Annotated in this window: 10 protein-coding genes and 2 pseudogenes; 8 read left to right on the top strand and 4 right to left on the bottom strand. The window is 68.7% G+C overall.

Annotation, left to right across the window (positions count from 1 at the left end; translation table 11 throughout):
- Both ACIBEC_RS47115 and ACIBEC_RS47110 read left to right on the top strand, forming a co-directional pair.
- The coding region (locus tag ACIBEC_RS47115; RefSeq protein WP_396290847.1) for a hypothetical protein at positions 1–274 on the top strand (274 nt) is incomplete at its 5' end.
- Positions 271–570, top strand: a pseudogene (locus ACIBEC_RS47110) (DUF4265 domain-containing protein); the annotation flags it as partial. The gene ACIBEC_RS47115 and the pseudogene ACIBEC_RS47110, both read left to right, overlap by 4 nt.
- A 118-nt stretch (positions 571–688) precedes the next feature.
- On the opposite strand, the gene ACIBEC_RS47105 reads toward ACIBEC_RS47110, so the two are convergent.
- Positions 689–1489, bottom strand: coding sequence for an SUKH-3 domain-containing protein (locus ACIBEC_RS47105; protein ID WP_360510077.1), 801 nt, complete (start codon positions 1487–1489; stop codon positions 689–691).
- Between the two features lie 330 nt (positions 1490–1819).
- Here ACIBEC_RS47105 and ACIBEC_RS47100 point away from each other — a divergent pair, with 330 nt between their 5' ends.
- On the top strand, positions 1820–2356 hold the full coding sequence (locus tag ACIBEC_RS47100) for a GNAT family N-acetyltransferase (protein WP_360510078.1): 537 nt from the start codon (positions 1820–1822) through the stop codon (positions 2354–2356).
- 142 nt (positions 2357–2498) lie between these two features.
- Here ACIBEC_RS47100 and ACIBEC_RS47095 read toward each other — a convergent pair whose 3' ends face one another.
- Both ACIBEC_RS47095 and ACIBEC_RS47090 read right to left on the bottom strand, forming a co-directional pair.
- On the bottom strand, positions 2499–2684 hold the full coding sequence (locus ACIBEC_RS47095; RefSeq protein ID WP_396290844.1) for a hypothetical protein: 186 nt from the start codon (positions 2682–2684) through the stop codon (positions 2499–2501).
- Positions 2685–2775: 91 nt separating this feature from the next.
- Positions 2776–3081 (bottom strand): hypothetical protein, encoded by a 306-nt coding sequence (locus ACIBEC_RS47090; protein WP_396290842.1) that lies wholly within the window; start codon positions 3079–3081, stop codon positions 2776–2778.
- A 39-nt stretch (positions 3082–3120) separates the two neighbouring features.
- Here ACIBEC_RS47090 and ACIBEC_RS47085 point away from each other — a divergent pair, with 39 nt between their 5' ends.
- The gene (locus tag ACIBEC_RS47085) at positions 3121–3402 is read left to right on the top strand and encodes a hypothetical protein (protein ID WP_360510080.1); all 282 of its coding nucleotides are present in this window, start codon (positions 3121–3123) and stop codon (positions 3400–3402) included.
- 313 nt (positions 3403–3715) lie between these two features.
- A complete protein-coding gene (locus ACIBEC_RS47080) occupies positions 3716–4255 on the top strand; it encodes a GNAT family N-acetyltransferase (protein WP_360510081.1) in 540 nt (179 codons plus the stop codon).
- Positions 4256–4669: 414 nt separating this feature from the next.
- Here ACIBEC_RS47080 and ACIBEC_RS47075 read toward each other — a convergent pair whose 3' ends face one another.
- The gene (locus ACIBEC_RS47075; RefSeq protein WP_360510082.1) at positions 4670–5680 is read right to left on the bottom strand and encodes a hypothetical protein; all 1011 of its coding nucleotides are present in this window, start codon (positions 5678–5680) and stop codon (positions 4670–4672) included.
- A gap of 116 nt (positions 5681–5796) precedes the next feature.
- Between ACIBEC_RS47075 and ACIBEC_RS47070 the strand changes: the two genes are divergently transcribed.
- The 3 genes and pseudogenes from ACIBEC_RS47070 to ACIBEC_RS47060 all read left to right on the top strand — a co-directional run.
- Positions 5797–6453: a TetR/AcrR family transcriptional regulator gene (locus tag ACIBEC_RS47070; protein WP_360510083.1), complete on the top strand. Its 657-nt coding sequence runs from the start codon at positions 5797–5799 to the stop codon at positions 6451–6453.
- Between the two features lie 720 nt (positions 6454–7173).
- Positions 7174–7560 (top strand): hypothetical protein, encoded by a 387-nt coding sequence (locus ACIBEC_RS47065; protein ID WP_360510084.1) that lies wholly within the window; start codon positions 7174–7176, stop codon positions 7558–7560.
- Between the two features lie 801 nt (positions 7561–8361).
- A pseudogene (locus ACIBEC_RS47060) lies at positions 8362–9177 on the top strand (hypothetical protein); the annotation flags it as partial.

Below are 9177 nucleotides of genomic sequence, written 5' to 3'. Positions count from 1 at the left end.
GGGACAGGCCACGGATACGGCCCGGACTACGTCTTCGACCTCAGTCGATCCTCCTTCGACGTCTTCACTCAACACAAGCGACCTCATGTCGCAACCGACAGTTCCAATGCCCGACTCCACCGTCAGGGACGTTCGAGTCCGGCTTCCCGACGAATACGCCTTCGAGGACTGGCTGTTCCGCATGGAAGGCCTCGCCGCGGACGAGCAGAACAAGCCGGTTCTTCTGCCGTCCTCCTACCCGACACCGCAGGTGGGGGCATTCATCTGCACGTGACTGGGGAGATCAAGTCGTACGCCGACAACGGAAGCTACGACGTCGCCTGCATTCCGCTCTTGACCTACGGCCTCGGCCTGGGCGACACCGTCCTGCTGACCGACCACGACTACGTCAGCGAGGTGGTCAAGACCGCCGGGCACCGAACCCTCCGGCCGCTGTTCGTCCCGGACCTGCCGACCGTCGATCTTCAGCAAGCAGCCGACCGGATCAAGGCCGAAATCCTCGCAGCGGGGCTCCTGAGCGAATGGAGCGGTGAGTGCTTCGTCGCAGTCGACATTCCCACGGGCACTGACGCCGCCGGACTGATCCGGACTGATCGCGGTGATGGAAGACGCGGTGGACAAGGGGCAGGCCTTCTGGGAACGGGCAGCCAGCCGGCCCTTCTCCGCCCACTCCTGACAGGTCTCAGCCTCACCCGATACGCCGCGGAGCGATGCCCAGGACGAGCCTCTCCAGAGCGTCCTGGAGCCGGCCGAACGTCGCCACCCAGGTCTCGATCAGATAGATCTCGCCGTCCTCGTCGATGCCGAGGAAGAACCGGCCCCCGTCGAGCTCGCCGATCGGGAAGATGTCCCGTCCGACTGTCGCGCTCCAGTCCGCGAAGCGGTCCTCCTCGCCCACCACCTGCTCGGGATCAAAGTGGAACGGTGTCTTCGCAACATCGATGCCGGGCCCGCTGATCTGTATGTCCAAGCCACCGAACTCGGACAAGAAGAGCTCGGCTGCCTTGTGCATGCGAACCAGTCCCCTTGCCTCCAGCATCTCGCGCCACGGTTGGACGGGAACACGTCGCCCTGGCCGCCATCCGGCCGCACGCAACGTCTCCTCAACCGCGCCGGCTTCTCGCAACGGCGCGGCCTCCGCCTCCACCCAGGCCTGATCCACGGGCACGTTCTCCGGCCAGCCCGGACGCCACCGCGCCTGCCACTCGTCGAAGTCCTCGCGCAAGAACTGTCCGTCCACTGGCTTGAGCCGCACCTGGGGCCGCTTATCAGCCCACCAGACCTCGAACTCCGTCACCGTTCCCACGGTCGGCCACCGATGCGCGTGCGCCGGAAGCAGCAGCACATCGACGAACCCACCGACCGGGAGGCCGATGTCGACGAAGAACCCGGTTGCGCCCGGAGTCGGCACCGCGGTCACTGTGCCGGCAAACCTCTGCCCCAACCGCAGGTCTCTCCGGACCCGGATCCACTCTTCGATGCTGACCATGCGTCCCATCCTCGCAAAGGTCATTACCGCGAATGCAGTGCTGACCGGGAAGAGGACACCCCTGCGAGGACCACAGGCCCCTGTAACAGTCCTGAGCCATTGTCAAGAGTTGTGGATCGGGTCGTTCACGCCGACGACGTTGTCACTTGGGTCGGGAATGTGGGCGTACGGGTCAACGCGTCCAACCGGGTACATTCGAAGGTGTACAGGTCCAGGACGATGCTCGGCAATTGACCTCGGTGGACCCGCACATCTCGCGTCCACGATCGGCAGGACCGACCGCGCGCCCCGTGGCACGACGGTGCGTTCGCCCGTGAGATGGTTGCTGTCATGGCAGGTGACGCGACTCCCGGCAGCGAGGTTGTACTCGAGACGACTCGCCTGCTACTCAGGCCTTGGCGGGCAGCCGAGGCTGTCGTCCAGCGTGAGCTGTGGACCGAACGTGATCCACGAGTGCCGCCGCACCGCCGAATCGACGCGGACGGACACCCCACGGTCGCGGAGCTCGAGGATTCGATCCGCACCAACCAGCTGTGGTCGATCGGGTTGCTGGCGGTCGAGCGGAAGGCCTCTCGTGACGTCATCGGCTACTGCGGGCTGGTCGACAGCGGGCGAGGACCGACAGGGGAACCGGAGCTGGCGTTCGAGCTGCTACGCCGAGTCTGGCGTCAGGGATACGCGACTGAGGCCTCGTTGGCGGTTCTGGAATGGGCGAGATCGTCTGGGCACGAACGTCTGTGGGCCACGGTCTGGGACTGGAACACCGCTTCTCGCCGTGTGCTGGCCAAGGTCGGGTTCACCGAGACCGAGCGGAAGGAAGTGGACGCGGCGTACGGGACCACCCTGTTCACCACGAGACGGCTCTGACACCCGATGTTTGGCCCTGCGGACCGCTCCGAGCAGTGCCGGCAGGCGTCAACCCTCCCATGCCGTCGGCAGAAGCGGATGCGCCACGCGGTCGATGCCGGGGCACTGGACGGAACAACACGACTGCCGCCGGGCCTGCTGGTCAAGAGTTGTGAGTGAGGCCCTCCGACGCTGCGGTGATCTCGGCTGCTGCGAGCCGGGCTTCTTCGCGCACCTCTGGGTCGGGGTGGTGGAGGAAGGGCTCGATCAGCGGCCGGGCCTGCGGGGAGTGGGTGGCACCGAGGATGTAGAGAGCGTGTTCGAGGAGTTCGCGCTCCATCGTCGGCATGGCGGCCGTCAGTGGTTCGACGAGGTCCCGGGGCAGGTGGTGGTGGTTGATGCCTCGCTGATCGAGTTCAGGGCGGACTCGCGCACCGTGGTCACCGCTTCGTTGATGACCAGGCTGACCAGGCGTCCGTCTCCTCGTCCGCCCGCCGGTCGTTCACCCGCGGGGCCGCCCTGACCTCCAGGCCGGCTGCGGTGACTACCGACCGCAGCCGGTGGTGACCGTTGCGGACCACCAGGCGACGCCCATGCTCGTCCTTCCACGCAGTCAACTCGGCTATGTACTGGTTGACTTCCGCTTCCAGCGCGGCGGCGAGCATGCGGCGGGCTCCCTCGCGGACGATCTCGTCAATCAGGGCGCCGGACTGGGTGGAGCAGTCGGCAGTGACTACGCTGAGCACGCGCGTGCCTTTCCGCCGCCGCCCGGGCAGGAGGCGGTCGTGGCGGACCCCTTGCCGGTCGTCTGCCTCAGCCACACGGCCGCCCCGCCGCTGGAGGCGGCCCGGGCCGAGGACGAGGCCCGGTGGCAAGCCGCCGTCGCGCGGGAGCGGGAGCCGGCCCGGCGGACGATCGCCGCGAGGGTGGCGCTGGCGCGGGCACAGGAGATCGTGGAGGAGTCCGGAGCGTCCTGGCCCGCGCCGCTGGCGACCGCGGAACAGAGCGCGGTCATCGATCTGGCGGGCGCCGGTGACCAGGCCGCGGAGCTGTGGCGTGGATTGTAGGTTCCTCGTTTCGGTGTCACGGACCGACGCTGTGAGCGGCGTTCTGACGGTTCCGCGTTCCGTGTCACCTTGATCGTTCCGTGCTCGGTGTCATATCCCTGACGACGCGGGCTCCGGATGGCTCGCAACGTCCGGAGCTGAAGGCTCCGACAAGCGCGACCACGTCGCCGGTGCCACCGAACGGCAGCGCCAGTCCACTGGGCACGGCGACGGGTTGGCGGACCCGTTGCCCAGGAACTGGATCACTCGTCAGACGCGTCCCCCTCTGCGGGACCGTCTCCTGTGTCGCTGCCGTCGAGAGGAATTGCCCGCCATGGCTGAACTCGGACCCGTTGCCTGGCCTCCCGCCCCGATCAGCACCGAGAGGCTGGTGCTCCGCGAGCCCGAGGCGCGGGACCGTGCGGCGTTCGTCGAGTTGCTGGCGTCGCCAGAGGTGCATACGTACCTCGGCGGCCCGCGGCCGCGTGACGAGCTCGAGGGTGAGCTGCCCGGGGTGCCCGAGCGGTGGCCCGGGAGTTTCGTCGTTGATCTCGACGGGGCGATGATCGGCCAGATCCTGCTCAGGAGAGCGACGGAGCACCGCCGCCCGGCTGCCGCGGGGAAGGCCGATCTCGGCTACCTGTTCCTGCCGCAGGCGTGGGGATTCGGGTACGCCGCCGAGGCGTGCGCAGCGGCACTTGAATGGCTCGCCGGCGCGCTTCCCGGTGAGCCGGTGGTACTCACCACCCAGACCGCCAACGTCGGTTCGATGCGCCTCGCGGCAAAGCTGGGGTTCACCGAGGTAGAGCGGTACCAGGCCTGGAATGCTGAGCAGTGGATCGGCATTCGGTCCCCGGTCACGCCGTCCGGTTGAGCCCGTACTCGACAGCGCGGATCCACGAGGCCACCGGTCAGTCGTCGGCCTCGGCCGCCGCTCGACCTCGTGGAGCACGAACGCCTGCCGCCAAGGGGCGGCGTGCTGGCGAGCAGAGATCTGCGAGCAGGCGCTGCAAGCTGCAGCCTTCTGACCAGCCACGACGAATCATCGGCTCCAGTGCTTCCCACCTCCGGTGCTTCGCCTCACAGGTCAACGGGGCCTGGTACGGAGCCGGGTCCATCCACCCACGCCGAGAGCCTGTCAGTCACGCGACTTGTCCGATTGGCATCCGCTGGACATGGCGGCCCGGAAGTGGACACCGAAACGCGGTACCTACAGCGCCACCGGCGGTCGGATCCGCACTGCGCCGCAGTGCAGATCCCGAGCCGTGGTCACCGTGCGTGGGGCTTGTCACCTCCGATACCGCTGCGCCACTGCCGCGAATGCGGCCTTGGGTTCCCATTCCATGTCGGGGTAGGTCTGCCCCCGGCGCCCTTCGAGGAGTTTGACGATGCCCAGGCCGGCCCGGTCCAAGTCGTCCCTGGGGTCGCCGTCCGGGCGGTGCGGGTAGCCAGGCAAGGCGAACAAGAAGACGAACGCGCTGTTCACGCCCTCGGTCTCGAAGATCTCCAGCAGTTCGCTGAGATATGCGGCCTGGCCGGCCTCGTCACGTTCGTATATGCCGTCCAGCCGCACAGGGGCTTTGGTCTCGGGGTCGTACTCGACCACTTGCAGCACCCGCCCACCGCGGTCTCCCGCGCCGCGGTAGGCGGCGGTGCCGAACCCGGTGATGGCGAGCGGTTTCGGGCCTTGGGCCAGGGTGCGCACCGCGTCCCGGAAGCGGTCGGCGACCTCGGCGGAGCGGATCAGCTCGAAGGTCACGAAGTCGAAGGGAGTCCAGTCGACCTGCTCGAACTGGATGGACGCATAGGTGAGCTTGCCCTGGAAGTGCTCGCGGACCGTGGCCGCGGCGTCCCGGAGGAATGCGTTGATGCGTACGCCGAGCTCGCGCATCGCCTCCGCCCGTCCTTCGGGTCGGCGCATCAGCTGCTCGACCCGCTCCTCGGGGCTCTCTCCGGGCAGGAACCCACGGCTCATCACGCTCAGCTCCACACCTGCGACGAACACGACCTCGGCCCCACCGCGCCGCAGCCGTTCCGCCCGCCCGGCACAGTCACGGAAGAGCGCGAGGATCTGCTCCGGGTCCAGCTCCAGCGGATAGGGCGAGAGCCAGACCTCCAGCCCGAGCTCGGCGGCGGCGCTGGCGGCCAGCTCCAGTCGGTCCGGGTCGCCGCCGATGATCTGGACCGCGTTGCAGTGCAGGTCGTCGCGGATGATGGCGAGCTCGCGCCGGACGACCGCTGGGTCGAGGTCCTCCCGGGATGTCTGGCCGTGCACGACGAATCCGGTGTCGTAGGTCATTCCTCTTGCTCGCACGGTGCCGCCCTCTCTGTCGGTCTCGGTGGGGTCGAGGCTGACAGGAAAACTGCGCGCACGCAAGTTTGCGTACGCGCAGTTACGTGTGGCATGCTGACACCGTGACGACACCACCATCAGGGCTGCGGGAGCGGAAGAAGCAGGCCACGCGCGAGGCGCTCCGCGAGGCCGCGCTGCGCCTGGCCGTGGAGCGCGGACCGGACAACGTGCGCGTCGAGGAGATCGCCGAGGCGGCCGGAGTCTCGCCGCGCACCTACAACAACTACTTCGCCAGCCGCGAGCAGGCGATCGTCGCCGCCGTTACCGCAGGCCGGGAGGCGGGGGTCGCGTCGGCGGTCGCAGCCCGGCCCGCAGGAGTGCGCCTGGCTGACGCCGTCACCGAAGCAGTGGTCGAGCAGTACAAGAACACCGGTGGGCGTGAACGCGAAGTACTGCTGCTGATCACCACCCGGACCCCGCTGCTTGACGCGTTCCTCGATACGACCGCCGACATTGAGCCCCCTCTCACGACGGTGATCGCCGAACGCCTTGGTGGCGCCGAAGCGCCCACAGCCCGCGTTCTCGCGGCGAGCGTGGCCGCGGCGGTTCGCATCGCACTGGAAGGCTGGCTTCGGCCCGCCGGGAACGCGGGGTTCTCCGAGAGTTTCGGCGCCGGAGGACTGGTCGTGCCCTCCGGCTCACTGCCCGACCGGCTCCGCGCGGCGCTGGCCCCGCTGGCGCCCGCGTTCGACGCCGCCGAGCGACGCATCCAGCCGTGAATCCGAACATACCGATGCGGCTGGCCGTCATCATGCGCGTCAGCTGATTCAAGGCAGGTGACGTTGCGTCAGGTAATGGTCGACGACTCGCACGGTGGCGCGGGCCTGCGCATCACGCGTCCGCTCCGCCACTCGGATGCGCCCTGTCGCTCATGTGCCCAACGTGCCTGAACAACCCATGGATATCCATGAGGCACACGGGCCGAAGTACCACATGCCTCATATGCCTCAGGCGTCCTGGCGGCCCCGGATAGCGGCTGGGACGGCCGGCGGCAGACCTCCCGTGGCTCCTGCTCGTCTCCTCCTGCAGCTCCGTCCATCCGCACGCACGCCCGCCCGCCCCGGCTGCCGAGCGGGTGCCAGACCGGGGCCGACGGTCCGCGTTGGGCCAGGTCCTCGATCCGGGCTCAGGCCGCCCTGGACGCGTTCGAGACGGGCTTTTGGGACGACATCGCCGCCAACCCGCCGCTGACCATGCTGCGCTGCCGCGCCTGACGGCTCCTCGGACAGCCGCTGGCACCCACGGGGTTACTTACTTCACCTGCGACGGCACCCCGGCGGTCAGCGCGTACTTCAGTCCCGCCACGCCCACGCCTCTGGCAAGCCACTCGGCGACCAGCGGCGCCAACCGGGCCATCATCCTTCCGTTCGCGGTTGCCAAGGTGTCTAATAAGCTCGCTCAACTTATTTGCGTGCAGCGGATGTTGTGGAGGGGAGCAGATGGCGGGCACGCCGGCCGAGCCGGGACCCGAGTGGCTTCACGCCCAGGAGGTCGGCCGGATGTGGGGAGTCCGGGCGGGCGCCGTCCAGGCGGTGGCCGGCTGGGCGCGAGTGCGCAGTCAGCGTTACGCGCCCACCTCCGGCGGGACGTACGGGCCGCCTCCGCCCTCCTGGATCTACGCTGCGGAGGACGTCCGGCGGGTCGCTGCGGAGATCGCCGATGGGCGCCGAGTGCTGATCCCCGCCTGGCAGCGTGACTCCGGGCCGGGGATGTTGACGGAGGCCGGTGAGCGGGGCAGGCAGGCGCTCAGGAGCATTCTCGTCCTGGTCATTCTGGCCGTGGTGCTCGTACTGCCGATACTTTTGCTGGTCCTGGTTTTCGGATAGCGGCCAACCTGACGCAGGTGGGCGCGCGCTACCGCGAGCGGCCGCGCAGAGCCGGGCGTATCAGTATTCATGCGGCAACGGCGGCTGAACCAGGCACCTTCCACGCCAAGGCCACCACCGCCACCCTTCGCGCCCACCTGGTCAACATCCCAGCCAGGATCGCCCGCTCGGCACGGCGCCTGACGATACGTCTGCCGACGCAGTGGCACTGGCCGACGCCTTCACCACGTTCTTCGACGCCGCCCACGCACCGCCGACCCCCTGACCGAACCAACCCACCTCGCCCACAAGGGCCCGACCGGAGAACCTGGGGAAGAGCTGGACAGACCAGCCGATGCCACACGCCCTCCAACTGATCACCACCGTCTGAACCCCGACACGATCCCCTCAGAAACGAATCGGTGGATCCGGGCTGAGACAGCCTGGATCAAGCACGAGGAGCACCGTGTCTTGCGGACCGACGGGGAGCAAGGCCCCCGCGCCGAACCTCACAACTACGCTCCGGGCGTGAACTAGCGGTCCAGATGGAGCCCTCCCACCCCGTAGGGGCGGGAGGGCTTTTCGCACCAAGGTTGCGGTCGTCGACTGGCAGGGCACCACCAGGGCCACCGGCACGGAGAAGACCACCGAGGCCGACACCCTGTCCTCCACCACCGACCAGAACCGCTCGATCAGCGAGGTCGCCAACGCGATCGCCCGCGAGGAGCAGTACGGCGACTCCCGGGTGGGGCAGCACAGCAAGTCCTCCAGCGGCGGCGGCAGCATCGGCCTCGCGGCGTTCTTAAGGCCGACGGCAGCCCGGTGCGGTTCGATCCGGTGGCCCGGCAGTGGAACCCGATACCCACCACCGGACTGCCGGGCGACGGCCTGAACCGCATCGTGCCGGGCAAGGACGTCGTCTGGGGGCTGCGGGCCGACAAGCAACTCGCGCACTTCGACGGAACGACCTGGAAGACCAACACCCAGAACTGGCAGGGGCTGGGCCTGGCCTGCGCCGGCAACGGCACGCTCTACCTCATCGGCCTGGACAACACGCTCTTCCAGCGCGCCGGGAACGGCACCTGGCAGTCCCTGAACGTCCAGGCTGACGACGTCGCCGTCACCAGCAAGGACAAGCTCTGGTACTGCCGTCAGGGCAAGGCATTCACCCGCGGCGAGAGCGGCTGGCAGGAACTGTCCCCGTCCGGGGTGAGCGTGCAGCGCCTGTCTCCAGGCCCGGACGGCGCGATCGCGGCCTATGCGGCCGACGGCAGGTCCGCCATGCTGGTGCCCGGCACGACGGCATGGACGTCGACCGGCAACCCCGCCCCCGCGGACAGCGTCGCGCAGGCGAAGTCCGCCCCGGTCACCAAGGGAGACGTGTGGCTGCTCCGCAACGACGGGGTGCTCACCCGGATACTCAGCGCGGAGCGGGGGGCGCAGGTGCCCTTCGACGCCGCGCCCAAGGCCGACTCCCCCTACGCCTCCAGGATCGACGTCTGGTACGACGAGGTCGGCATCCGCAGCATCCAGGTCATCTTCCCCGGGCTGCGCCTGACGATGACCTCCGGGGTGGCCAACTTCGGGATCGCGGAGACCACCACCGCCGCGCCCGACCTGTCGGAGGACGCGGGCGGG

Source organism: Kitasatospora sp. NPDC051164, assembly GCF_044455625.1.
In the GTDB taxonomy this organism is placed as follows: Bacteria; Actinomycetota; Actinomycetes; order Streptomycetales; family Streptomycetaceae; genus Kitasatospora.
The sequence above is the reverse complement of the archived record's forward strand: the minus strand, read 5'-3'. Positions and strand labels throughout refer to the sequence as shown.

Bases quoted from the DNA above. Each gene is read 5' to 3' on its own strand.
- ACIBEC_RS47105 (WP_360510077.1), bottom strand. From the start codon at position 1,489: ATGGTCAGCATCGAAGAGTGGATCCGGGTCCGGAGAGACCTGCGGTTG.
- ACIBEC_RS47100 (WP_360510078.1), top strand. From the start codon at position 1,820: ATGGCAGGTGACGCGACTCCCGGCAGCGAGGTTGTACTCGAGACGACT.
- ACIBEC_RS47095 (WP_396290844.1), bottom strand. From the start codon at position 2,684: ATGCCGACGATGGAGCGCGAACTCCTCGAACACGCTCTCTACATCCTC.
- ACIBEC_RS47080 (WP_360510081.1), top strand. From the start codon at position 3,716: ATGGCTGAACTCGGACCCGTTGCCTGGCCTCCCGCCCCGATCAGCACC.
- ACIBEC_RS47075 (WP_360510082.1), bottom strand. From the start codon at position 5,680: ATGACCTACGACACCGGATTCGTCGTGCACGGCCAGACATCCCGGGAG.
- ACIBEC_RS47065 (WP_360510084.1), top strand. From the start codon at position 7,174: ATGGCGGGCACGCCGGCCGAGCCGGGACCCGAGTGGCTTCACGCCCAG.